This is a genomic window from Luteolibacter sp., assembly GCF_058122085.1.
Map to the genome: position 1 here is coordinate 1 of NZ_JBIKBQ010000024.1, position 23,552 is coordinate 23,552.

The following is a 23,552-nucleotide window of genomic DNA, read 5'->3' on the forward strand; positions in this document are numbered from 1 at the left end:
CACCGGCCCGTCCCAGCGCGAAAGAGCAATCCGAGCTTGCTGGGGAGATCAAGTTCTCGTATCAAATGTCCATCAGCCAGCCCGCTGAGATTTTAACAATTTAACGGAAAGAAAAATTTCCCCTTGGAAATCGGCTTCCATGAATTCTTCGGCATCCCCGCCACCAACGACCGCATCCCCACCGTATTTGTGCGCGATCACCGCTTGCTGAACCTCGATGCCGACGACCCGATCCACTACACCTACAACGAAGGCGAAGCGAAGAAACAAAACATGACCAAAATGGCCGCAGGCCGCAACCGCATCGGTTGGTCGAAGGGCGGAAAGTCCGCCTGGTGGAAGGACACCGAGATCGCAGATACCCACACCCGCGAATGCGTCCAGTTCCTTGAGCGCAACAAGGAAAAGAAATTCTTCCTGCTCTTCACCCCGCATGACGTTCACGCGCCCACCATCCCCCACCCGCGCTTTGTTGGCTCCAGCGGCCTCGGCAATCGCGCCGACATGCTTCACGAGCTCGATGCGTCGATCGGCGAAATCCCCCAAACCCTCGACCGCCTCGGCCTCGCCAAGGACACCCTCGTCATCTCCAGCAGCGACAACGGCGCCTACGTCAATGACGAGAGCGGCCACAAACCCACCGGACCCTATAGCGGAAAGAAATCCCAGCTCTGGGAAGGCGGCCACCGCGTCCCCTTCATCGTCCGCTGGCCCGCACGCGTCCAGCCGGGCGTATCCGCGGACTTGGTTTCCACCATTGATATCGCCGCCACCATTAGCGCCGCCGCCGGAGTCACCTTGCCCGGGGACGCGCTGCCCGACAGCTTCAATCTCCTGCCCGCCTGCTTGGCGAAAAAATGCCGTCAACCGCGAGCACCTCATTCTCATGAGCGGCACCGGCAGCCTGGCCTTACGCAGCGGCAACCTCAAATACATGCCCGATCTCGCCGATGCCGATGGCTGGTATGGCAGCTACAACAAAAAGAACGACGCCCCCGCACGTCCCGCGCTCTTCGATCTGACAAAAGACCCTGGCGAAAGGCAGAACATTTTCCCGGAAAAGGCCGAAAGCGCCAAACGCCTCGCCGAGCTGCTTGCACACGACCATTCCAGCGCCGTCACGCGCCCACGGTGACCGGTCGCTACAACTCGCGCTCGAAACTGCAACAAGGCGGCGGAAACCATCACCACGCGCTCCAGGGAACAAACGCCGTTCTTTCTCTATCTGCCATTGGCCTCGTCGCACACGCCGATTCTGCCGACTCAGGAATGGCGGGGCAAAAGCGGATTCCATCAGCTTTGTTTCCAATCCCCTCGCACCGGGTGGCTGGTGCGATCATTGAGCGCCTCCGGAGAAACAACACGGTAATCCTCCGGATCCCAGACCACCTCGCCGCCGGACTGGATGGCGAGCACCGACAGGTGGCTCATGGCATCCGAACGCACGGCATCGTTGATGGGCCCGACGGACGGTGAATGGTCGCGGACGGAGTCAACAAAGGCCTGATAGTAGCTATTTTGATAAAGAACACGCTTGGCTCCCTCGCTCTGCTTTTCGCGGAACCAATCGGGATTGCTAGCGGCCACTCCCTCCCGGCTGAGGCTCACCCAGCCTTTCGGGCCGAAGAAGGTGGTGCCGTCTCCGCACCAGTTCTTGCGGTAGGTTTGCACAATCGGCTTGGCGATGTCGTCGCTCATGAAGTGTGTTTTGATACCACCCGCAAACTCCATCAGCACATCCCAGGAAGTGATGGCATTGAAAAGCGCGTCCGGCGTGGCGGCTGTGCCGGTGCCGCGAATCTTGAAGGGTCCCTGCTGATCGTAGTCGAGTCCCCAGATCGATATATCCAGCGGGTGGGCGCCCCAACCGGCGATGAAGCCGAGCGCGTAGTCCGTACAATACCATGAAGCCGGGCTGCTGATGCGATCCTTGGAGCAGCGCTTCATCGGCGCGGGGCCGAGGTAGAGGTCGTAATCGAGTCCGTCCGGGACGGGGATTTCTTCGAGTGACCCGCCACCCTTGCCTGCGGGGGCCCAGATGTCGATGCGCTCGATGTCTCCGATGGTGCCGTTGAGCACCAGCTCGATGCCGCGCCTGAGGATTTCCTGACTGCGTTGCTGGGTGCCGTATTGGAAAATGCGGTCGTGTTTGACACAGGCATCGAGCATCGCCTTGTTCTGGGCAAGCGTATGCCCTAACGGTTTTTCGATGTAAACGTCCTTGCCGGCACGCACGGCGGCGAGACCGATCGGGACGTGCCAGTGGTCCGGCGTGGCGATAACCACGGCGTCGATCGAAGGATCCGCGAGCAGCTCGCGGAAGTCGTTGTAAAGCTTCGGATCATGGCCCTGTGCGGCCTTCACCTTCTGTCCGGCGGCTTCGCGCTTTGGCTTGAAAGGATCTGCAATCGCGACAGACTGGACGCCTTTCATCGACAAAAAATTCCGCAACAGGCCGGAGCCCTGGCCGCCCACGCCGATGTGGCCGAGGCGGATCGTGCGGCCGGGCGCATCCGCCGCGGCGGCGCGGCGGGATGTCAGGATGAATGGCGCGGCGAGTGCCGCAGTGGATGTTGATAGAAAGCGGCGGCGAGAGGTGGTGTTCATGGGATGAGGATTTGAGTTCATGAGGCGGACCATTTGCGCAGGCGTTCCGCGAAAACCTTGACAGCTTCCTCCCCGGCGATTTCCAAAGTGGTGGGTCCGTCGAAACCGCTGGCGAGCAACTCCTTGACGATCGGCTCGATGCCGACGACGCCGTCGCCGAGCGGAATGAGCCCCATGCCGCAGCCGAACTGCGTGCCGCGCTTGGGAATCCATTCGGCGGGCATGTCCTTCCAATGCACATGCTTGATGCGCGAGCCGAAGGTTTTCACAAACTGGAGCGGATCACCGCCGCCGAGCCATGAGTTGCCGGTGTCGAGATTCACGCCGACGGTTTTCTCGTGGCCGAGCGCGTCGAGGATGCGTGACATGCCGTCCACGGTGTCGGTGAGGATGCCGTGCGGCTCCAACAACAACTCGATGCCGAAGGTTTCCGCCCAGCGGATCGGCTCGTGGAGTTTCTCGCGGATGCTGAAGAGCCGTTGGTCGTCGGTGAGGTGGTGGCCGAAGTCCGTCTTCGGGTCGCCTTCGGTGGTGATGACCTGTTTCACGCCGAGAAAATGCGCGAGCTTGATCGCCTTGATGATCTCCGCCGTGCCGTAACGGTCCGGCGAGGCCGGGTCTAACAAATTGGCGTGGGAGTCGGTTTCGATTTCCTCTACGGACATCGGTTTGGAATGGATCAGGATGCGGTAGCGGAGTTTCAACGATTGTCCGGCGGCGAGCACCAGCGGCTTGTTGAACAGAACGGCCGGACTGAAGAAGCTCATCGGCCGACTGTCATGCACATACCATGGCGACGGGTCACGCAGGTTGGCGGGATGATCGCAGATGGTAATGCCCGCGCCGGGACTGGAAAAATCCATCCAGCGCGCGTTTTGCCCGTGGCTGGCGGGCGCGCCGGTTTTGCCTTCGCTCGTGCGGATCGACCATCCATCAGGCTGGAGAACAAGCCTCGCGGACAAACCGGCGTAGCCACCGTAGGGCTTGCCGTTCTCCTCGTTCGCCAGCGGGGTGCGCCCGAGATCAACCTGCGCGTTTCCGGCGGTGAACTCGCTGGTCCAGTCGATCCGATAACGGCCATCGGCATCCGGCCGCGTGATGGTGAGCTTGCGCAATTCCGTCATGACCGCCGCTTGCCCGGGCGGGTGATAGTTGAAGGACAGTTCGGCGTGCGCGGAGAAATCCGCGGCCGGCTTGAAGGTGGCGGACATGAGTTCGGTCGTGCCCTCGCTCACATGGGTCTTCGGGTCTTCCTCCCAGTAGTTCAAGCCATTGATCAGTTTCCAAGACCACCACAAACCATGATGCCACGGGTGGTCCGCGGGTTGAAAAGCGGTCAACTCCTCGCCATCCACGCTGGCGAGCGGGTGGAAATAGGATTTCGGCTCCTTCGGGTTCGCCACAAGCCTCCAGACGGTTTTGTCGCCATGGCACAGGGTCAGGCTGGTTTCGTTTTGCCGCCATTGGTAGCCGCCCGTTTCATCCGCGATGGCGGAAACGGCGACCAGACACGCCATCGCCGCAACCGGCAATCTCGCGAGCGATCGAATCATACCCCGAACATAACGCCCGCCACATTTGCAATCTTGCAAAGTCGCCCACGATTCATGGTTGATCCCGGACTTGGGCATGCGCCAGTCCCATTGATTCACTCAAACGGCCCGAAATCCGACACACTAACGGCCTCGACCCGCATGCCGGGGTCGGGAATCAAGAACAGAAAGTCACGGGCCGTGTTGTTAAATAAAGATGAAGGGTCAGGCGAGGCGTCTTCCGGGATGTGCCGGAGCTCATCGAGGCGATCCAGAATTACCTGACTGCCCACAATGCCAACCCAAAGCCATTCGTCTGGACCGCCTCGGCCTGTGATATTCTCTCCAAATATTAGACGTGGCCGAAAGTCCTCAAAACACACGACTGCGCGTTTCTCGGCAAGTGGCACCTCGGCGGCCATGGCGTACCGGAATTGCAACCGGCCGCGCACGGCTTTGAGGAGCTCGCCTTCTTCGACGCGGGCGGCTCACCCTACCTCAAGTGGCAGGCGCAATGGAACGGCGCCAAGCCGTTTTTCCCGACCATGCCCGGCAGCTTCCGCATCGGAAAATCCGGCGAGCCGACAGACCGGCCCTACCTAACCGACGACCTCGGCGCGCGAGCCGTGGCTTACCTGCAAGGCCGTACCACAAACCAGAAACCCTTCGTCCTCTACTACTGCCCCTTCGCGGTCCACACCCCGTTCCAAGCGCCGGAAAAAACCGTGAACCATTTCCAAAGCAAGCCGCAACGCGGACACCTCCGCCGTGACAACGCGACCTACGCCGCGATGCTCAGGCACCTCGATGACTCGGTCGGCGAAATCCGCGCGACGCTGGAAAAGACCGGCCTCGCGAAAAACACCATCCTCATCTTCACCTCCGACAACGGCGGCGTCACCTACACCAGCCCGCCCGCCACCGACACCTACATCGCCAAGGGATCCCCCGAAGGCGAGACATGGTCGCCGCGATTCACTTACCATGGATTCCAATATGTCGAGGTTACGGGCTTCGATCAGGAACCGCCGCTCGATACCATCATCGGTCTCGTGCTTCATTCCGACACACCCCTAACATCCGGATTCGAGTGCTCCGATCCGGTCGTCAACAAGGTCTTCCAAAACGCCGTCTGGACCCAGCGCGCGAACTGGGTCGAACTGCCCACCGATTGCCCGCAGCGCGACGAGCGCCTCGGCTGGACCGGCGACGCGCAGATCTACGCCGCCTCCGCCGCCATCCACGCCGACGTGGCGGCCTTCTTCCGCAAGTGGCTGCGCGAGCTTGAGGAAGCCGTCACCAAGGAGGGCTTCTATCCGTCCTACGCTCCCTATCCATTCGGCCACGGCGGGGCCGTCCATGGCACCGCATGGTCGGACGCGGGGGTGATCGTTCCCCATGCGCTGTGGAAGGCGACCGGCGACCCGTCGTTTTTCACCGGCCATTGGCCGGCCATGACGCGCTACATGGAAGCCCGCAAGGCCCGCGACCCGGAACTCAAAGGATCCGCATTCGGCGCGCCGTGGGGCGATTGGCTCAACCTCAGTGATCCGACTCCTCATCCCTACGTCGAGCTGGCTTACTTCACCAAGACCTCACTCATGATGGCGGACATGGCCGATGCACAAGGACTCGCAGGCGAGGTCCAAAAATATCGCGGCTGGGTGGAAACCATGCGCTCAAATTTCCGCAAAGATTACTTCAAGCGCGACTTCTCGATCCAACCCGAATCCCAGTCCGCCTACGTGCTCGCGCTCGACTGCGGCCTTCTAACAGATACCGCCGAGCGCAAGAAAGCCGGCGACCGCCTCGCCGGCTTGATCCGCGCCAAGTCCGGACCAAATGACCACCCGCACCCCAGCCCCGTCGGGATTCATTGCACGCAGGCAAATGGCCGCCCTCGCCGTGCTGTCGGCGCTTTTCGCGATCACTCCGGTCCACGCCGCCACGAGGTATTGGGACGGTGGGAGCGTTGACATCGCAGCCAACGGTGATGGCACCAGCGACGGCTTCAACGGCACCTGGAACACCACCCTCAAGAATTGGGATCAAGGCAGCGGTCTGGCCCATGTGGCATGGGTGAATGGCGGCAACACGGCCGAAATCAACAACGCGTCGCAAACCCTCACGCTCGGCGCGAACATCATCCTTGGAGGGATCGTTCAGAAGTCGGGTGGAACCTCCGTCGTCATCGCGGGTGGCAGCTACACGCTCACGTTGAACATTACCGGAGCCAATACGTTCCTAGCGGCCGCCAACACCACCACCGGGAGAACCTTGTCGGTGAACGCCGTAATTGCTGGGGCCGCCGGCAAGAATCTCGTCCTGGCCGGCCCTGCGGAATCCGACACCGGCACCATCAATGTGGGGGCTGCCAACACCTTCAGCGGCACCACCACCTTCAGCGCCGGCGCAACCGGCGGTGCCCGCGTTTACCTGAACAATCGACTCGCGTTCCAGAACAGCACCGTGAGCCTCAGCTCGGACGCCAATCTAGCACACCGTCCTTGAAATAACTGTGCATTTGGAACAGTCTGTGCTATGATTCAATCATGGCACGGACCGCTCAACCTCTTTTGCTGCAACCAGATCAAGTCCTTCATCTTGAATCATTGCTGCGCCGCAGCACTCTTGAACACCGTATCGCAAGAAGATGCCGAGCCCTGCTGCTTGCGGCAGAAGGCATGAGCAACGTTGAAATAGGCATGAAACTCGACATGCATCGCAACGCAATCAGCAATGTCCGCACACCCCCCATGCGGCCCTTCGGCTTCTTCGCGGAGGTGGTGCGGTTGATCTCGGTGTAGCTGTCATGGAGCGCTTTGACCTCCGCCGTGAGGATGCCCCAGCAGTCCTCCGCGCTCACGGTGAGCAGCCGCCGCCAGACATACTGGCCGAATCCGCTCGCCCAAAGTTCAAGCGCCCAATATCCGGCCAGCTTCGCGTCTCCGCGCCGGATCGCCTTCTGCATCGCGCATGATACTGCCGGGAAGGAGTATCCGCGAGTGGTGTGTAAGTGGCAACTCATTGTCTGCTAGATTAGCGGTTTGGCACACGAGGTGAAAGCAGTATTGGACGCCATTTGTCACAGCTTCCCAGACTCTGCTAGATGCTCTCACGCCTCGCCGGTTTCAGGCAGGGTCACCGTCCGGGTCCTGCGGTCATACTCGAAGGTGTTCTCCCACTGGCCCGCCTTGGGCACGATGCCGAACCACTCGTCGGCCTGCTCCTCGGTGACCAATTCCCGGTAGTGCTTGAAAATGATCGACGGCGAGTTCCCCGCTCCGAGTGCCACTTGGTCGGCGCTCTTCACTTTGGAGATCCGGTAACTGATGAACGAGTGGCGCAGCACGTTTCGGGGCCATTCGATACCGAGGGCGCGGGCCAGTGCGGTCGCTTCCTTGATGAACTCGCTGGATGCGATCACACGCCCCTTCCTTGGCAACAACTGGAGCCATGCGGCGAGGTTATCCGTGATCGGCACGAGACGGCGGGATGCGGTTTTCGCCTGGTCGGCCCGGATTTCGATCAGCCGCCGGTCCAGATCCACGGCCGACCAGTTCAGACGGGCAAGCTCGGCCGACCGGATGCCGGCGAACGCGCTGATCGAGAGCAGGGGAATCAGGTGGATCGGAGCCGCATGGATCACCTTGCGGAATTCGGCGGCAGTGAAAATTTCGATGTCGCCGCTCTTGACCTTCACCTTCCGCAACTGGCTCGACGCGATGGGTTTGCCCTCTGGCAGGTAGTTCTGCTCCAGTGCGAAGGAGAAAAGGATATTCACGTAAAGCAGCATTGAGTTGCGGGAACTCGGTGAAACGTTCAAGCCGCGCAGCCAGGCATCGATGTCCGACGAGGTGATGTCCAGAATCTGGCCGGGGTGGGCGGTGGCGAAGCGGTTGAGAACCGAGCGGAGCTGGGCCAAATGGCGCTTGCCGGAACCATCCTGCTTTCTGGATTGGAGAAGCTGGGCGACGACCTCGGGCACCGTGGCGCGGCGGGTGACGTTGCCGAAATGCTTCGAGTATTCGGCAGCCATCGAGGCAAGGGATTCCGTCCCGGCCATTTTGCGTGCGCGCAAATAATCCTCCATGGCGGAAACCAAGGGCAGCCCGGCTTCATCCGCCATTTTGCGCACGGCGAGGTAGGTCTCGCGGTCATGCGGTTTCAGGTCCGTCATTTGCTGCATGCCGGACTGGATTCGCTGCGCCACGAGCTGCGCCTCCTTCTTAGCCGCATCGAGTGTCTGGAAGACCTGCCTCAGCCGCTTGCCATCCCGATAATAGGCGACCGCGAAACGCACCCTGCCGCCGGATTCCATGCGGTAAACCGGAACCGCCGCGGAACCGAATTTCACGACCGCGACGGGCCCCTGTTTCTTCCTCCTGCCGCAACGCGCTGGCTTTGAATTTGTTGGCAGAGCCGGAGCCGCGTTTGTCACCAATTTGTCACCACCCGTATTCATGACCGGGCGGGGGTGTCAATTTGGGCCTCTTTTTCAGAAGCCAACCCATTGATTTTGAATGGAGTATAAAAAATACACCCGAAGGGACTCGAACCCCTAACCTTCTGATTCGTAGTCAGACGCTCTATCCAATTGAGCTACGGGTGCCTTGCGGCGTGCGCGGGGCGGAAAGAAGCCGATTTTTCAAGCGGCTGTCAAGAATTTCGGCATGAATATTTCCTGGGGGACCATGGAACGTCCCGTGACCCGCCCTCTTGACCGGGGAAACGGGCGAAAAACAATGACTTCCAAAAATGAGGATTGCGGGGGCAGGTGCTTGGATTGCTAGAATCCGAGGGTGAAGCAGGAGCATGGAAAACCGGCGGAGGATAAGGGTGGCTGGGCGTGGATGCCTCTTCTGTGGATCATCGCGGCCAGCGCGCTGGCGCATTTGTGGTGCTTGGGCGCTCAATTTTTTCTGGATGATTTCCCGGGAATCCTGGACAGCGACAATGTCCTGACGGGGGATTTGACGGGAACCAGTTGGAATGCATGGACCTGTCTTGGCTATATCATTCAATACCGGCTGTTTGGGATGTCGCCGGTGGGGCTCCATGCGGTGAACTGGATGCTGCACACCGCCGTGGCTTGTGTGTTGTTCGGCTTCGGGCGGGATTTCCTGCGCGGCCGCTGGCCGGCGGGCGTGGCGTTGTTCGGGGCCCTGTTGTTCGCGGTGCATCCGCTGGCGAGTGAGATTCCGAATTACGCGCGGTCTCAGGATCTGGCGTGGGTGACGCTTTTTTCGCTGTTGGCGGCTTGGGCGGTGCTGGGATTTCTGAGGGAAGGCGGCTGTTGGAAACTGGCGGGCTGCGTGGTTTTCGTCCTTGGCGCGACGTTTTCCAAAGGGCCGGGATTGTTTCATGCACTGATGCCTGTCGGCGCGGTGGCGCTGGTGTTTTTCCAGCCAAAACATGTCAGCCTGATCCGGAAATATCCGTGGCAGAGTGCTGGAATCCTCGTGGTCGCCCTCGAATTTCTGTGGGTGGTGGGACGTTTGGACATGCGACTGGACTCGCTTCACCAGTGGACGGAATCGCGGTTCATCGGCCATGCATACACGCTGTCGAGGGTGTTCTGGGAATTCGGCTGGCGCAGCGTGATCCCGGTGGGATTGAGCGCGGACCACCACATCGCGGAGACGCTGGTCCCGCCGGGATCGCCGTTTTGGAACATCCCGGACAAGGGTGCGATGCTGGCGGCGGCGGGTTTCCTGGCCTTCGCGGCCTTCAGCGTGGTGCTCGCGTGGCGGAAATCGACGCGGTTGTTTGGCGTTTGTTTGTTTTTGTATGTCGCGACGATTCTCTTCCGGGTTTTCTACGCGATCCCGGAGTTCATGCCGGAATACCGGATCTATCCGGGGCTGCCGTGGTTTTGTCTCGGCGCGGCCATCGTCCTCGCGGCCGCTTGGCGGGCGGTCTGCGGCGGGATTTCCCCGCGCCTGCCGGCGGCGCTGCTGTTGGGGATTTTCATCCTGCTCTCGGCGAAGCGTTCCTTTCTGTGGCACGATCTGGACCGGCTGATGGCGGATGTGCTCGAGCAATACCCGACGCAGGCGCGGGCGTTGTGGGAGTTGGACAAGCGGGACATTTCCCGGGAAAACTGGCAGGCGGTGATCGACCGGCAGCGCAATGCGTGGCCGGAAGCAGCAGCTAGATTTCATGCGAAGAACCGGCTGCTCGCCCCGGCGCGGGAACTGCCGACCGGCCATTTCGCGCTGGCGGAAGTCGCGTGCGCCGGGCGCTACGCCATCGCCCTTGCCCATCAGGAAAGCCCGGCCATCGGCCTGCGGGAGATCAACCGTCTGGAAGCCTACATGAAGCGCCTCGGTCTCGATCCGAAGGCGCACGCGATTCACTGGAACTACTTTTCCCGCGACAAGGGACTCGTCTTGGAGCTCGCCGGAAATTACGAGGCCGCCGCCGAATGCTTGCGCGAGGAGGGCATCACCGGTCCCCGCAAGCGTGACCTCGAGCGCGTTGAGAAAAAGCTCGCGGCACTCAAGCCAGATTCGTGAACACCGCCTGCACGTCGTCGTCGTCCTCGATCTTGTCCAACAGGTTTTCCACGTCCTCCATCTGCTCTTCGGTGAGCTCGATGGGCTGGGTGGGCAGGCGTTGGAGACTGCATTTCGTCGGAACAATCCCCGCCGCCTCGACCGCGTGGCTCAGGCTGGCGAAGGCGCTGAATTCGCCGATCACCGAGACGACGCCATCATCCACCGAGAGTTCTTCGAGTCCGGCGTCGATAAGTTCGAGTTCGAGTTCTTCGAGATCGCGGCCCGCGGGCACGGGGAACTCGATGACCGACTTGCGGGTGAACATGAAATCGAGCTGGCCGGCATTCACCAGCTGGCCGCCGTTTTTGTTGAAGATGATTTTCAGATTGCCGATGGTGCGGTTGGAATTGTCGGTCGCGCACTCGACGATGAAGAGCGAACCGTGCGGGCCTTTGCCCTCGTAGGTGACTTCCGTGATGTCGGCGGCGTCCTTGCCGGCGGCGCGTTTGATGGCGTTCTCGATGTTTTCCTTCGAGAGGTTCTGGGCCTTCGCGTTGTTGATAGCCACTCGCAGCGTCGCGTTGGATTCCGGGTCCGGGCCACCGCTTTTGGCGGCCATGGTGATGGATTTGGCCAGCTTCGGGAAAACTTTGGACATCGTGGCCCAACGCGATTCCTTAGCCCGGCGGCGGCATTCGAAGTGTCTTCCCATGGTTTTCGGTCGGTTAAAGGTTGGCCGGTGAGGCACCGGGGCGGAGATCTAAGCAGGCGGGCGGGCAGATGCAAGCGAAGTGCTCGCACCCAGCGCCTCGAAGCCGCAGAACAGCTTGGAGCCGATAGGCGGTTTGGCGGCGAGCGGCAGGTCGTGGTCGAGATGGCGGCGGCAGATTTCCTGGAAGTCTGCCGGGGTTTTCATCCGGCGCATGTCGAATTCAAAATCGCCCGCCAGGCCGTGGCTGATGTAGGCGAGCGTTTTTTTCATCCGCTGGACGTGGGCGAGCGGGTTGAACTTCGGGGTCTCGCGGGCGATCTCGTCGGAGAGTTCGAGCACGTATTGCCAGAGATCGCGGTGGCTCGGCGCGGCGGCGGGCGCGCCTTCAAAGGCGGCGGTTAGCTGGGAGAAGATCCACGGGTTGCGGATCGCGCCGCGGCCGACCATCAGGCCCGCCGCGCCGGTTTGCGCGAGGTAGGAAAGCCCGGTCTCGGCATCGACCACGTTGCCGTTGGCGATCACCGGACAGGGCATCGCCTCCACCGCCGCGCGCACGCGGTCGGGATGCACCGGCGTCTGATAGCGCTCCACCACGGTGCGGCCGTGGATGGTGAGGCCGTCGATGGCGTGGCTGCGGAAAATCTCCAACAGCGCGGGGAATTCCTCGGCAGTCGTGTAGCCGACGCGGGTTTTCACGGTGAATTTCCCGGGGATGGCGTCGCGCAGCGTGCCGATCAGGCGGTTCACCGTTTCCGGATTGCGCAGCAGTCCGCCGCCCGCGTCCTTGCGGCAGACGATCGGCGCGGGGCAGCCGAGGTTCAGATCGATGCCGGCGACGGGCAACTCCGCCAGCTCCCGCGCGGTGCGGGTCAGGCTCGGCAAGTCGCGGCCGATCATCTGGGCGAACACCGGCTTGCCTGTTTCATTCTCAACGATCGAGCGGAGAATATAGCGGTTCAGGCAGGAATCCGGATGGACGCGGAAGTATTCCGTGACGAACCAATCCGGCGCGCCCCGCCGCGCGATAACCCGCATGAATGGCAGGTCGGTCACGTCCTGCATCGGCGCAAGCACCAGTGCGGGTCGGTTGACGGGAAGGAAATCGCGCATGGGACGGGGCGGGATGGCACAGCGGCCTTCACCGCGGGTCAAGAAATTCCATTGACATTCCCGCTCTGGAACCGCCTCTTTGGATAGGTTAAACAACACGAAAAAACCAAGTGGACACTGACTTATTACACACGGAAAAAATCCTCGCGGATCGGAAGACCTTTTATCTCGATCTCAAAAAGAACGTGCGCGGCATGGTCGTGAAGATCACCGAAGACGTCGGCGGGAATCGTGACACGATCATGGTGCCGGCCGAAATCCTCGGCGATTTCATCGCGGCGCTGACGGACATCAAAGCCACGGCGGACGAGCAGGAGTGAAGCGGGCGGGCTCCTTCCCGCCGCTTTGGTCTTGCTGAAGGGTGGGGATTTGGAGAGTTTGGCGCACAGGATTTTCCATGGCAGCACACCCATCCGTCAACGTCGCGCGTCTCACTTATTTGTTGGTTTGTGAAGCCGCGGGCGTGGCGATCGCCCTGAGTACCAAGGGCACGCTCGACATCTCGATCGTCTTCGGATTGCTCGGCGGGCTCGGCGTGGCGGGCTTTTTCATCTGGGTGGAGTCGCTGATGAAGGGCTTCACCTTGCGCGGCTTTTCCACCGCCAGCTTCGGGCTCGGAGTCGGATTGTTCTGCGCGTGGCTGCTGACGCGGGTGGAAATCTCAAATTTGCTGGAACTGGCGTTCCGCGACAAGCTTCAGGACGAAAAGGGCGTCTCCGCCGTCCAGCTCGACGTGCTGGTGAACGCGTTGCGCCTCACCATCGATGTCACTTTATTCGCGAGCCTCGGCTTTCTCGGGGCGGTGCTGGCGCTACGGAGCAACCGCGACGAGTTCGCCTTCATCATCCCGTATGTGCGCTTCCGCCAGGACGCTTCTTCCGGGCAGCCGGTGGTGCTCGATGCGGAGGCGGTGATGGACGGCAGGGCGCTGGGAATCCTCCGCTCGGGCTTCCTCCATGGGCGGCTGATCGTTCCGCGCTTCGTGCTCGATGAGCTACAGACCATGGCGGATGCCGGTTCAAGCGCCGACCGCCAACGCGCGCAGCGGGGATTGAACAGTCTCGAACAGATGCAAAACGCCTCCGACATCCAGATCTCGATTCACGACAGCCTGACGCCCGCCGAGCCGGAACCGGTGAATTCCCGCCTGATCGAAACGACCCGCTTGTTAGGTGCGCGACTGATGACCGTGGATGAAAACCTGGCGAAGGTGGCCAAGATCCAAGGCCTGGACGTGCTCAACATCCACGACCTCGACGACGCGCTGAAACCCGCCGTGGCGGTGGGCGAGAGAATCCGCATCGCGCTGGTCCGCACCGGCAAGGAAGAGCACCAGGCGGTCGGTTATCTGCCGGATGGCACGATGATCGTGGCCAACCACGCCGTGGCCAAGATCGGTTCCACGGCGGATGTCGTCGTGGTCAGCACCTTGCAGACGACGAGCGGGATGATCGTCTTCGCCGAGCTCTACAAGGCGGGTTAAGACGGCCTAACCGCGCTTGGCGATTTGCTTGCGGAACAGCGGGATGAGTTCTGCGTCCATCCACGCGTTGGCGGCGGCGAGGCCGCCTTCCAGATAGAGTTTCCCGATCGACGCCTCGACCCGCGTCGGGTTGCCGAAGGCGCTGAGGAAATCGTTGGAAGTCAGGCGGGTGAACCACTCGCCGTCCATGGAGTTGCGCTCGCGCAGGACGAATTGGCGGGCAAAAAGCGCGAGGACGGCGTCACCGACCCAGGCTGCTTCACGTTCTTGGCGGAGTTCTTCGTCTTTGCGGCTCACGCGGGGAGAATGCATGATCTCAGAGCGGCCGCACGATTTTTTGCATCCGCTCGCGCTCGATTTTCTCGCGCAGCCGGGTTTCCGAATCGACGTCCCAGTATCCCGGCTTGAGTTCGAGGAAAACCGACGAGTATGGCAGCGCGGTGGTCGTGCGGATCACCAGCACGTCGAAGCTGCGGTTCGCGTCCTCGAGCAGGGTGAGCAGTGATTGTTGTTCGAGCTCGGCCGTCTCATGGCCGTGGAGCGAATCCTTGAGACGCTTGCGAAGCTCGTCGATTCCGGGGGCGAAGTCGTTTTCCACCGAGCGCAACTCACGCGGCACATAGATGTGCGGCCTGACGTTTTCTGTTTGTTCGAGCGCGTTGAGCACGTAGTCGAGGGCTTCCGGGACCTCGACGGAAGCAGTCACCTGGCGGATTCCCGGGCGGTTTTGCGCCGGGAACGAGGCTTCCGCGATGACGATCCAATTGCGGTAACCGAGCTGCCCCGCCTGGCGGTCCACCGCCGCGTGCCACGGCGGACCCTTTTGAATACTCGCACAACCCAGCGAGAGAAACGCCGCCCCGAGAGCAAGAAAACCGCGACAACAAACCATGGCGTTTACGTAGGCCTTCGGCCGCCGACTGTCAACGCGCGGCCTGAGATGAAAGCAATCCGCCGGCGTAACAATCTTTCGACGCGTGCCGCCGGGCGTGCTACCGCTTGTCCGCGTGATTCGGAATCCGGGCATTTTCCTGCTGTTCGCGGCCTCGCTCGCCGCGGCGGGAAATCCGCAGACGGACTTCGCGCTCGGCGTGTTGGCCGAGTCCCGCGGCGATGCGGCGGAAGCCAATCTCCGCTTTGAAAACGCCCGCGCCGCCGATCCGCTCGCGCTGCCACTCGTGCAGCGAGCCGTCCGTGCCCGGCTGGCCGAGGGAAACCGCCCGGCCGCCGTGAAACTCTATCGCGACCTCGCCACCGCGCGGCCGGACGATCTCGAAATCCAACTCGCCTGCGCCGATTTTCTCGAACAACAAGGCGGCGGCGACGCGCTGGCGCTGAAGCTCGCGGACGAGGCGCTCGAAGCCGCGCTCACGAAAAATCCCGGCCATCCCGAGATCATCCGCCGCTTGTTCCGGCGCGCGCAATCCGCGGGCGACAAATCAACGCTGCTCGATCAACTCGCGCCGGACGATCCGGCGTCGGTGCTCCTCTACGCGTCGCTCTCCCGCAGCCTGTTTGATTCCGCTGACGCCGCGGCCCGCGAAAATGTGGACCGGCGTTTTCTCGATGCCGTCGAGTCTCATCCGGAAAATCCCGGACTGGCCCGCGCGGCCTCCGAGCATTTCCGCGACACCGACGGGGCTGACCAAGCCATCGACATCCTCAAACGCCATGTCGAAGCCGCGCCCTCGTCGCTGGATTTGCGGGCGCGTTTGGGGATTCTCTATTTCGCCGCCAAGTGCGACGCGGAGGGCGAGGCCACGCTCAAGCAAGTGCTCGCGATCTATCCCCGCCAGGCGCTCGCCCATCAGTCGCTGGCGAGATTCTATCGGCTCCGCGACCAGCCCGGCCCCGCCCGCCTTCATGCCGGCGAGTTGCTGAAAATCCGCGGCGGTTCCCCGGCCGATTTCATCAAGCTCGCGGACGAATGGCTCGCCGCCGATGACCCGCGGCAAGCGCGGATCTTGCTGGAGAAAGCCATCTTCGATCATCCGCAGAATTTCGGACTCGCCAACCAGCTCGCCATCGCCACCCGCCGCGATCCGGCCACCCGCGATCTCGCGGCGCGGTTGTTCCGCGAGGCCGAAGCGCTCCGTCCCGCCGATAAAAAGCCCGAGCCCGCATTCCTCATCGAGTCCGCCGAAGTCTTGATCGCCCAAGGCCAGAGCAAAGCCGCCGAGGAACGATTGCGGTCCGCCATCAAATCATTTCCGCCCGAGGCGAAAAAGGAAACCGCCGCCGCGCTCCGCCGCCTCGCGCTGCTGTGGGAAACCGAGAGCCGCAACGCCGACGCCGCCCACGCCTTGCGGCAGCGCGCGGATGCGCTTGACCGTTAACAATTCCGAGAAAATCTGCCGCGCCAAAAGGCTTGCACAAAACGAGTCGCGGGACTAACTCCCTCTCCCATGACTCCAGAAACGACTCTCATCCTTTTCAAGCCCGACGCGGTTTCCAAAAACATCACCGGCCAGGTTCTCGCCCGCTTCGAAGCGCAAGGCTTCAAGATCCGCGGCATCAAGATGATGCTCCTCAGCGACGAAATCCTCGCCGAGCACTACTCGCACATCGCCGACAAGCCGTTCTTCCCATCCGTCCGCAGCTTCATGCAGGAAACTCCGGTCATCGCCCTCGCCCTTGAAGGCGAAAACATCATCACCGCCGTCCGCGACCTGCTCGGACCGACCGATTCGCTGGCCGCCGCCGCCGGAACCATCCGCGGTGACTTCGGCCACAAGGACGCCGACGCGAAGATGCGCAACGTCTGCCACGCCTCCGACTCGGTGGAAGCCGCGCAGGCCGAGCTGAAGCGCTTCTTCAAGGACGGCGAAATTTTCAACTACTGAGAAATGCAGGTCGAACGCGTCAAGTACGTCATCTGGGCAGCGGACTTGGCGCGGGCGTCCCGGTTCTATCAAGAGGTTTTCGGCTCGGAGGTCATCCGCGCCAACAGCCATATTTCCGAACTGGAAATCGCCGGTGCCACCATCGGCATCCACGGCGGCGGTGAGGGGAAACGCACTTGGACCGGCATCAGCATCCAAGTCGCGGACGTGGTCGCCGGAGCCGCCGAGGTGGTCGCACACGGCGGCGGATTGGTCCGCGAGCCGCAAGAGGAAGACGGCGAGGCGCCGCATCTGGCGATGTGTTTCGACACCGACGGCAATGAGTTCATGCTCATCCGCAAGCGATAGGAAAGTAGCGGCGATCACCGGTCACCGCGAATCCGCCGCAAAGAATCCGCGGCGACCGGTGATCGCCGCCACTTTCACTTCACCAGCTCCATCAGTTTCTCATAGCTGTTCACCACGTCGTATCGCACTTCGTCGGAAGTGATCTTGGCGAAGAACTTGCGGGCGCAGCTGATGCGGGCCTGTTCGATCTCGCGGAGTTCGAGCGACGACATACTGCCTTTGGTTTCCGCGATGAAATAAATGTGCCGCGTCTTGCCGGACTCGAAGGCGATCGCCCAATCCGGGTTGTAGTCGCCGACGGGCGTGGGAATGGAGAAACCCTTCGGCAACTTCGCATAAACCTTCACCTCGGCGTTGGTGTCGAGCTCTTCGGCAAATGCTCGCTCCACCTTGGAGTCGGTGAAGACGTAGTCGTAAATGTGATTTTTCGCTTTGAAGGCGCTGCCGAATTCGTCCTCGTTTTTCTCGGCGGTGAAAATCTTGGAGTCATAGCTTCCCTCGATGGGATCGTAGGCGAGGTGCTCGATGATCATCGTGGCCTTCTGCTCCTTGATCAGGGTGGAGGCGCGGGAAATGAAGGCTTCGGGATTCGATTTGAACTGGCTGAACACCGGCAGTTCGAGCCGCTGAAGAATCGCCGCGACGGTGCGGCGGGTGAGCTGCGAGGCCTCTGCGATGCTGCCGATTAGATCGTAACTCACGGATGCGCGGATCGAGCCACGGCCATACTCGGACTCGCGCTCTCTCACGACGAAGCTTTGTTTCGCGGCGAGTTCCTCGAGCGAGACGGAATCCGCCTGCTCGCCACGCACGACCTGGAAACGCAGTTTTTCGACGCGCAAATCCTTGTTGAGCGCCTTGATGGCTTTGGAAATCAGCTCGTCGGTTTCAAAGGCCACGGTGTAGGCGGCCCGGTGGTTGATCTTGCGCCAGAGGTCCTGGAATTCCTTCTTGTGGAAATTCTCGTTGAGGAGGTTCCGCTTCGGCGCGCGGTTGTTTCCGAACTGTGGCAGCGCACCTTCGGAAAAGACCGAGTCGATCAGTTGGAAAACCTGCGGCGCGTGCGGCTGGAGATCTTCCGGCAGTTCGGCGAGCGTGCCGTCCTTTTTCGCCTGATGATAGGCGTCGGTGATTTGATCCTGATCGTCGCTGTAATCGTGCTTTAACAAATATCGATAGATCTGCTTCGCCAGCTCCGGAGTGAGGGTCTTGTCGTCCTCGCCATTCACGCCAACCAGCACTTTGCCGGTGAAGTAGCCCTCGTTTGCTTTTCTCGGGCGGGCGGAAAGGCTGTCATGAATGTCGGATTGCAGGCCTTTGACGAAATCCTCATAGGACTCGTTTGCCACGACCGTTAGGATGTTGATGTCGTGCGCGGTGGCCGGGTGGTCCATGCGCTCGCCGTGCTGGTTCACGCACAGGCGCATGCCGCGACCCACTTCCTGGCGGCGAGAGACCGTGCTGTCGCTGTGCTTGAGGGTACAGATGACGAAGACATTCGGGTTGTCCCAGCCCTCGCGCAGGGCGGAGTGGGAGAAGATGAAGCGCACCTGTTTTCTCAAGCGGGTGACCTCGTCGTCGTTCGCGGCGGGCAGGGAAAGCAGCGTTTCCTTGTCGCGGAGAATCAGATCGTAGGCATCCACGTCGAGCGAGGTGCCGGCGTCCTCACCTTTTTTCGCCACATCCGGATCGACGAGACGTTTGGTTTTCTTGTCGATGGAGAAATAGCCGTTGTGGGTGTCCGCCGGTTTGATCTCCTTTAAAAACCGCTGATAGGGCGTGTCCTCGAGTTCGAGTTCCTCGTTGAGCTGGAGCGCGTATTCCTCCTCGAAGATCAGGCCATACTCGCCGGGTTGCTCACCGTTCTCGTCGTATTGCCGGTATTTCGCCACCTCATCGATGAAGAACAGGCTCAGCACCTTGATGCCTTGGGAAAACAAGCGGCGCTCGTTGTCGAAGTGCGCGCGGATCGTCTCGCGGATCTGAATGCGGCGCAGCGTGGTTTCGTTCACGTCGCCGGACACCGTGCCGGCGCTGAGCACCTGGCCGTTGGTGAAACTGATGGTGTTGTGCAGCGCGTCGATTTCGGAAACCACGTAGCCGTCATACTCGCCGAGTCCGTTGGAGAGCGTCTTGAGATTGTCGCCGCGCCCGACCTTGCGGAGGATGCGCCGGATGTTGCCGAACTGGTCCTTGATCTCGAATTCCAGCCGCGCAACCGGAGCTTTCTTTGAAATGATAATCGACTCCAGATAGAGAAAACGGTTGGTGCCGCTCAGGCCTTTTTGCGCGATGCCGTGGACGCGGATTTTTTTGACCAGCTTCTGGTTGTATGCGTCCAGCGCGTCGAGCCGGTGGATCTTGTTGTGCTCCGTCTTGTGGGTGGCGGAGTAGCGAAGCACGAACAGCGGCTTGAACTTCATCAACGACGTAACCGTCTGCGGGCCTTCCATTTTCTGCGGCTCGTCCAGAATCAGGATTGGGCGGTTCGCCGCGATGACGTCGATGGGTTTGCGCGATTGGAAATCATCGAGTGCCATGTCGATCCGGCGCGCGTCCGCCCCCTTGGCGTTGAAGGCCTGGACGTTGATCACCATCACGTTGATGCCGCCGTCCGAAGAGAAACTCTCCAGCTTGTGGGGATGCTTCGAATCGTAAGTGAAGAAGCGGATGCGCTTGCTGTAGTCCTGGAGAAAATGCTCGGAGGTGATTTCCAGCGACTTCTGAATGCCCTCGCGGATGGCGATGCTCGGGACGACGACGATAAACTTGCTCCAACCGTAACGCCGGTTCAGTTCGAACATCGTGCGGATGTAAACGTAGGTCTTGCCCGTGCCGGTCTCCATTTCCACGTCGAGATTCACGGCGGCGCTCTTGGTGGCGACGAGCGCTTTCGACTGCGGCAGGTTCCGGCGGCGTTGGACTTTCTGGATGTTTTCCAGGAGTTGCGCTTCGTCGAGCAGCAGTCCGGCGTTGCGGAATGCCTCGGTGCCGTAATCGAGTTCCGACTGCGGCCTGGCGGCGGCGAGCTGGCCGGGATCGAGCCGATAGGTGATGCCTTCGACTTTAGGTTGCCCTGCGAAACAATCGGCCACGGCGGTGACGGCGTCCGACTGGTATTCCTGGTGTTTGAACTGAATTTTCATTTCCGCTGGGTTTCCCGGGTTATTTGAAAGGGTTGATCACGCGAACTTCGCCAGAAACACTTCACCGGTCATAAATCTCCTCCCGCTTCAGTGGGACCATCGGTTCCGTATTGCTGGCCCGCATGGCTTCGAGCAAACGCTTGAGCGCGGCCTTGCGTTGTTTTTCGTCATCCGGCTCCGGTGTTTCCGTCACCAGCTTGAGTCCCCGAACCACAAGGTCTCGCAAGGTCGTCCGCTGCTCCGCCGCGAAAACCTTTGCTTTCACCAAAACCTCATCCGGTAGGTCAATCGTCGTTTTCATGTGCCAATAAATACAGGAATGTGGGTGTGCCGCAAGTCGGGAAACGGAGCGGCAACAAGGAGCGGCGGACTCCGATCCGCCGATGCCCATGAAAAGCCAATAGGTGAATGCGTAGCGCTTCTCATTGTCATTTAATGGGCAGGGTGACAGGAATGTCACCCCTCCATATTTCAGAATTCATCCTCACAGCGTCTTGAGTTCGGTGTGCGGGCTGAGGGCCTTGAAGATCTGCTCGATGTTGATCTTCACCGCGTCGCTGGCGTAGCCGGCGTCGCGGAACACGGCGCGCAGCGGGGCGCGCTTGGCGAGGGTCTTGACGAAGTCCTCATCGAGGCCCGTGTCGAAACAGGCGGCGAGCGCCGGGTGGGCGGCGGGTTCTCCGGAATCGGCGACGAAAAACACGCGCCTGCCTTTGATCTTCTCCTCGGTGACCGGCAGCGCGAGATCGACGCCCCAATCCAGCAACACCTGGAACAACAAATCCTCCGGTTTCCGGCCGGGTTTAAGGTTGTCCACGTGCAGGGCGAGCGTGTCCTGCATCAGCTCGTCCGGCTGATAGTACACGTCCGCCATGTTCGAGCTGTCGATCTTGAGCACGCGGAAGCCGATGTCTGGGGGAGATGTTGAATTTTGAATGTTGGATGTTGAATGGAGAAGATCGCCTTGCGTGGGCCTTTCCTTGGTTTGTTTGGCCTGCCACTCCGAAAGAATCTTCTTCCCGGCGCGGCGGATGCGCTCCTTGCCGATCTCGGCGATGGTCTTGTAACCCGCTTTGAACGCCTCGCTCTTCTCGTCGCAAGGCTCGGGAAGCTGGACCATGATGTGGCGGCGCTTGCCGCCGTCCTCAGCGTTGAGCTGCATCACCGCGTGCGCCGTGGTGGCCGAGCCGGAGAAGAAATCGAGGATAATGTCGTCATCTTTAGTGTTCCCGACAAATGCTAAATGATAAATCAAGCTCGATGGTTTCGGTGAATCAAAAATCATTCCAGCATCGGGAAACAAACCGTTCAGCTCCCTGGTTGCTGCTTGGTTGTCCCCCACGGTTGTGCGGAACAAAAGTGATTGAGGACGTACCCCTTGTTGATTCTCCGCCAAAAAAGACTTCAATCGTGGAAAATTATTACCACTCTCACCCCACCACAGTTTATTTTCTTCGATGAGCTTCCCCATCGACTTTCGATCGAAAGACCACGTTCTGTTTTTGGACGGAAACACTTCTTCTTTCGTGCGAGGATTAACTACGGCGTAATACAAATTTGGACGTTCTTCTGCGGTCTTGTTTATAGTGCAATCAGTCGAAGTCCAAAGCCCCCTTGGGTCATTGTCTGGATTCTTATATCGATCAAGCTGTTCGTCTGATTTCGGAATTAGCCTACAAAGCCAACCGTTTCCATCACCACGAGTCTTTGGTGTCTGGCGAGAATATGCCAAAATGATATCATGGGTGGTCGAAACATTTGTCGCGTCACGCTGTGGGGATTGTTTTCGTTGCCAGACAAACGCAGTTTCGAAGTTCTCAGCGCCAAAGATCTCATCACAAATTTTTCTGAGATTGGATACTTCTCCATCATCAATGCTTATGAAGATTACCCCATCTTCCCTCAGTAAATTCCTCGCGAGCTTCAACCTCGGATACATCATCGACAGCCACTCAGAGTGAAACCTGCCGCTGCTGGACGAGTTCCGCCTCCACTTTTCTTCATCTAATAAGGCGCGGCCCTCTGCGTCCACGCCCCCTGAGATTTCCTGATAGTCACCCCGGCTCATCGAGAAGTCATCGTCATAGATGAAGTCGTTGCCCGTGTTGTAGGGCGGATCAATGAAGAACATCTTCACCTGCCCGAGATAGGTTTCCTGGAGCAGCTTGAGGGCGTCGAGGTTGTCGCCCTCGAGGTAGAGATTTTGGGTGGTGTCGAAGTCCACCGACTCGTCGCGGGCGGGTCGGAGAGTTTTTTGGATGGGTTCGTTGGCGAGGGCGAGGGCCGCGCGTTTGCCGGGCCAGTCGAGGCGGTAGCGTTCCTGCGGGCCTTCGACGAGATCGTGGGAGAGTTCCTGGCTGAGGAGATCGAAGTCGATGGCGCGGCGCAAGGTGCCGTCCGAGTTCTTCTTTTCCGTGACGCAGTTGGGGAAGAGTTCCGCGAGGCGGGAGATGTTGGCGGAGGTGAAGTCCGGGGTTTGGAGGTCGAGGCGGGTCATGGAAATTTTGAATGATGGATTTTGAATTTTGAATTCTAGAGGGAAGAGATGGCGGCGGCTTCCAGCAGCAGCGGCTTGAGCTCCTGGTTGAGAGCCACCTTGCGGTTGAATTGTTTCTCGCGGCGGATGCGGGCGGTGAGCTGGTCGATGCCGCGGGCGAGGCGTTGGTGGGATTCGCAGCGATGAATGTGCGCAGCCAATTCCTCGCCCGGTCTTGGCGGCAGCGGCAGCAAGGTCGCGAAGAGCGCGGCATACAGATGGCCGAGATCGAGCGCGACGGGTAGCGGGGGAAAGGATGAAGGCTGAACGATGAAGGATGAAGTGAAGCGCGGGCCGACGACCCATTGGCTGGAATCCGCCTCGCTGGGACGCTTGAAGGCGGCGCTGAAGGCCACGCCGTTTTCCGAATGAAGGCGATGGATCAGCGGATAGGGAATCGCGCGGTCGATGGCGTGGAGTACGTCGTCGTCGAGCGCGGCGGTCTTGAGTGTGAGGTCGAAGATCTGGATTTCCGGCACGCCGGGTCTGGCGGGCAGGCGGAGGGTTTCCGGCGAGAGCTTGTGCGCCCAGACGATTTCCGCGAGCTGCGAGACGAAGAGGTCCCGCACCCGCCGCGAGGGAGCGGCGTGGGTGTAGATGCGGCTCTTGGGAACGGGTTTCCCGAAGGCGGTCTGTGGCGGGAAGGTGAACATGCGGAAGTGGTTAGGCTATGGCATGTGGGTTGGGAGATCTTCTCGAGGAGCGGCGGAATCCGTCCGCCGAAGCCCATGAGGT

Annotated in this window: 22 protein-coding genes, 1 tRNA gene and 1 pseudogene; 10 read left to right on the forward strand and 14 right to left on the reverse strand. The window is 60.6% G+C overall.

What is annotated here, in order from left to right:
• Positions 1 to 282 precede the first annotated feature (282 nt).
• Positions 283 to 735 (forward strand): annotated as a pseudogene (locus tag AC4DF4_RS05270) (sulfatase-like hydrolase/transferase); the annotation flags it as partial.
• Positions 736 to 886: 151 nt separating this feature from the next.
• Positions 887 to 1,135 carry a hypothetical protein gene (locus tag AC4DF4_RS05275; RefSeq protein ID WP_490047096.1) on the forward strand — a complete coding sequence of 83 codons (249 nt, stop codon included), beginning with the start codon at positions 887 to 889 and terminating at the stop codon, positions 1,133 to 1,135.
• A gap of 158 nt (positions 1,136 to 1,293) precedes the next feature.
• On the opposite strand, the gene AC4DF4_RS05280 is transcribed toward AC4DF4_RS05275, so the two are convergent.
• From AC4DF4_RS05280 to AC4DF4_RS05290, 3 genes are all read right to left on the reverse strand, one after another.
• Entirely contained in the window at positions 1,294 to 2,607 is a 1,314-nt protein-coding gene (locus tag AC4DF4_RS05280) for a Gfo/Idh/MocA family protein (protein ID WP_490047064.1), read from the reverse strand.
• Between the two features lie 17 nt (positions 2,608 to 2,624).
• Positions 2,625 to 4,160, reverse strand: a complete 1,536-nt coding sequence (locus tag AC4DF4_RS05285; RefSeq protein WP_490047065.1) for a DUF6807 family protein — start codon at positions 4,158 to 4,160, stop codon at positions 2,625 to 2,627.
• A 95-nt stretch (positions 4,161 to 4,255) separates the two neighbouring features.
• Entirely contained in the window at positions 4,256 to 4,561 is a 306-nt protein-coding gene (locus tag AC4DF4_RS05290; RefSeq protein WP_490047066.1) for a hypothetical protein, read from the reverse strand.
• Between the two features lie 12 nt (positions 4,562 to 4,573).
• Between AC4DF4_RS05290 and AC4DF4_RS05295 the strand changes: the two genes are divergently transcribed.
• Together AC4DF4_RS05295 and AC4DF4_RS05300 are read left to right on the forward strand one after the other, a co-directional pair.
• Entirely contained in the window at positions 4,574 to 6,115 is a 1,542-nt protein-coding gene (locus AC4DF4_RS05295; RefSeq protein WP_490047067.1) for a family 78 glycoside hydrolase catalytic domain, read from the forward strand.
• Entirely contained in the window at positions 6,030 to 6,650 is a 621-nt protein-coding gene (locus AC4DF4_RS05300; protein WP_490047068.1) for a hypothetical protein, read from the forward strand. The genes AC4DF4_RS05295 and AC4DF4_RS05300 overlap by 86 nt, the downstream gene beginning before the upstream one ends.
• Before the next feature lie 88 nt (positions 6,651 to 6,738).
• Here AC4DF4_RS05300 and AC4DF4_RS05305 read toward each other — a convergent pair whose 3' ends face one another.
• The 3 genes from AC4DF4_RS05305 to AC4DF4_RS05315 all read right to left on the reverse strand — a co-directional run bounded on the left by AC4DF4_RS05305 (position 6,739) and on the right by AC4DF4_RS05315 (position 8,751).
• A complete protein-coding gene (locus AC4DF4_RS05305; protein ID WP_490047069.1) occupies positions 6,739 to 7,110 on the reverse strand; it encodes a hypothetical protein in 372 nt (123 codons plus the stop codon).
• Between the two features lie 144 nt (positions 7,111 to 7,254).
• On the reverse strand, positions 7,255 to 8,496 hold the full coding sequence (locus tag AC4DF4_RS05310; protein WP_490047070.1) for a tyrosine-type recombinase/integrase: 1,242 nt from the start codon (positions 8,494 to 8,496) through the stop codon (positions 7,255 to 7,257).
• A gap of 181 nt (positions 8,497 to 8,677) precedes the next feature.
• Positions 8,678 to 8,751, reverse strand: a tRNA-Arg gene (locus tag AC4DF4_RS05315).
• Positions 8,752 to 8,941: 190 nt separating this feature from the next.
• On the opposite strand from AC4DF4_RS05315, the gene AC4DF4_RS05320 reads away from it, so the two are divergent.
• A complete protein-coding gene (locus AC4DF4_RS05320) occupies positions 8,942 to 10,657 on the forward strand; it encodes a hypothetical protein (protein ID WP_490047071.1) in 1,716 nt (571 codons plus the stop codon).
• On the opposite strand, the gene AC4DF4_RS05325 is transcribed toward AC4DF4_RS05320, so the two are convergent.
• A complete protein-coding gene (locus AC4DF4_RS05325) occupies positions 10,641 to 11,351 on the reverse strand; it encodes a YebC/PmpR family DNA-binding transcriptional regulator (RefSeq protein WP_490047072.1) in 711 nt (236 codons plus the stop codon). The two genes, AC4DF4_RS05320 and AC4DF4_RS05325, sit on opposite strands and share 17 nt — an antisense overlap.
• A gap of 48 nt (positions 11,352 to 11,399) precedes the next feature.
• Complete coding sequence (locus tag AC4DF4_RS05330) at positions 11,400 to 12,461, reverse strand: tRNA-dihydrouridine synthase family protein (RefSeq protein WP_490047073.1); 1,062 nt, start codon at positions 12,459 to 12,461, stop codon at positions 11,400 to 11,402.
• Positions 12,462 to 12,571: 110 nt separating this feature from the next.
• Between AC4DF4_RS05330 and AC4DF4_RS05335 the strand changes: the two genes are divergently transcribed.
• Both AC4DF4_RS05335 and AC4DF4_RS05340 read left to right on the forward strand, forming a co-directional pair.
• Positions 12,572 to 12,781 (forward strand): RNA-binding protein, encoded by a 210-nt coding sequence (locus AC4DF4_RS05335; protein WP_490047074.1) that lies wholly within the window; start codon positions 12,572 to 12,574, stop codon positions 12,779 to 12,781.
• 77 nt (positions 12,782 to 12,858) lie between these two features.
• Positions 12,859 to 13,944, forward strand: coding sequence for a PIN/TRAM domain-containing protein (locus AC4DF4_RS05340; RefSeq protein ID WP_490047075.1), 1,086 nt, complete (start codon positions 12,859 to 12,861; stop codon positions 13,942 to 13,944).
• A gap of 6 nt (positions 13,945 to 13,950) precedes the next feature.
• Here AC4DF4_RS05340 and AC4DF4_RS05345 read toward each other — a convergent pair whose 3' ends face one another.
• Together AC4DF4_RS05345 and AC4DF4_RS05350 are read right to left on the reverse strand one after the other, a co-directional pair.
• Positions 13,951 to 14,241 carry a ribonuclease III domain-containing protein gene (locus AC4DF4_RS05345; RefSeq protein ID WP_490047076.1) on the reverse strand — a complete coding sequence of 97 codons (291 nt, stop codon included), beginning with the start codon at positions 14,239 to 14,241 and terminating at the stop codon, positions 13,951 to 13,953.
• 19 nt (positions 14,242 to 14,260) lie between these two features.
• A complete protein-coding gene (locus AC4DF4_RS05350; RefSeq protein ID WP_490047077.1) occupies positions 14,261 to 14,836 on the reverse strand; it encodes an RbsD/FucU domain-containing protein in 576 nt (191 codons plus the stop codon).
• A gap of 85 nt (positions 14,837 to 14,921) precedes the next feature.
• Between AC4DF4_RS05350 and AC4DF4_RS05355 the strand changes: the two genes are divergently transcribed.
• The 3 genes from AC4DF4_RS05355 to AC4DF4_RS05365 all read left to right on the forward strand — a co-directional run bounded on the left by AC4DF4_RS05355 (position 14,922) and on the right by AC4DF4_RS05365 (position 17,135).
• Complete coding sequence (locus AC4DF4_RS05355; RefSeq protein WP_490047078.1) at positions 14,922 to 16,280, forward strand: tetratricopeptide repeat protein; 1,359 nt, start codon at positions 14,922 to 14,924, stop codon at positions 16,278 to 16,280.
• 69 nt (positions 16,281 to 16,349) lie between these two features.
• Positions 16,350 to 16,787, forward strand: coding sequence for a nucleoside-diphosphate kinase (gene ndk, locus AC4DF4_RS05360; RefSeq protein ID WP_490047079.1), 438 nt, complete (start codon positions 16,350 to 16,352; stop codon positions 16,785 to 16,787).
• A gap of 3 nt (positions 16,788 to 16,790) precedes the next feature.
• Positions 16,791 to 17,135 (forward strand): VOC family protein, encoded by a 345-nt coding sequence (locus AC4DF4_RS05365; protein WP_490047080.1) that lies wholly within the window; start codon positions 16,791 to 16,793, stop codon positions 17,133 to 17,135.
• A 74-nt stretch (positions 17,136 to 17,209) separates the two neighbouring features.
• Here the strand turns inward: AC4DF4_RS05365 and AC4DF4_RS05370 are convergent, their stop codons facing one another.
• The 4 genes from AC4DF4_RS05370 to AC4DF4_RS05385 all read right to left on the reverse strand — a co-directional run bounded on the left by AC4DF4_RS05370 (position 17,210) and on the right by AC4DF4_RS05385 (position 23,470).
• Positions 17,210 to 20,281, reverse strand: a complete 3,072-nt coding sequence (locus tag AC4DF4_RS05370; RefSeq protein ID WP_490047081.1) for a type III restriction-modification system endonuclease — start codon at positions 20,279 to 20,281, stop codon at positions 17,210 to 17,212.
• Between the two features lie 61 nt (positions 20,282 to 20,342).
• Positions 20,343 to 20,582, reverse strand: a complete 240-nt coding sequence (locus tag AC4DF4_RS05375) for a hypothetical protein (RefSeq protein WP_490047082.1) — start codon at positions 20,580 to 20,582, stop codon at positions 20,343 to 20,345.
• A 183-nt stretch (positions 20,583 to 20,765) separates the two neighbouring features.
• Positions 20,766 to 22,778 carry a site-specific DNA-methyltransferase gene (locus tag AC4DF4_RS05380; protein ID WP_490047083.1) on the reverse strand — a complete coding sequence of 671 codons (2,013 nt, stop codon included), beginning with the start codon at positions 22,776 to 22,778 and terminating at the stop codon, positions 20,766 to 20,768.
• Positions 22,779 to 22,813: 35 nt separating this feature from the next.
• Positions 22,814 to 23,470, reverse strand: coding sequence for a DUF4391 domain-containing protein (locus AC4DF4_RS05385; RefSeq protein WP_490047084.1), 657 nt, complete (start codon positions 23,468 to 23,470; stop codon positions 22,814 to 22,816).
• Between the last annotated feature and the right edge of the window lie 82 nt (positions 23,471 to 23,552).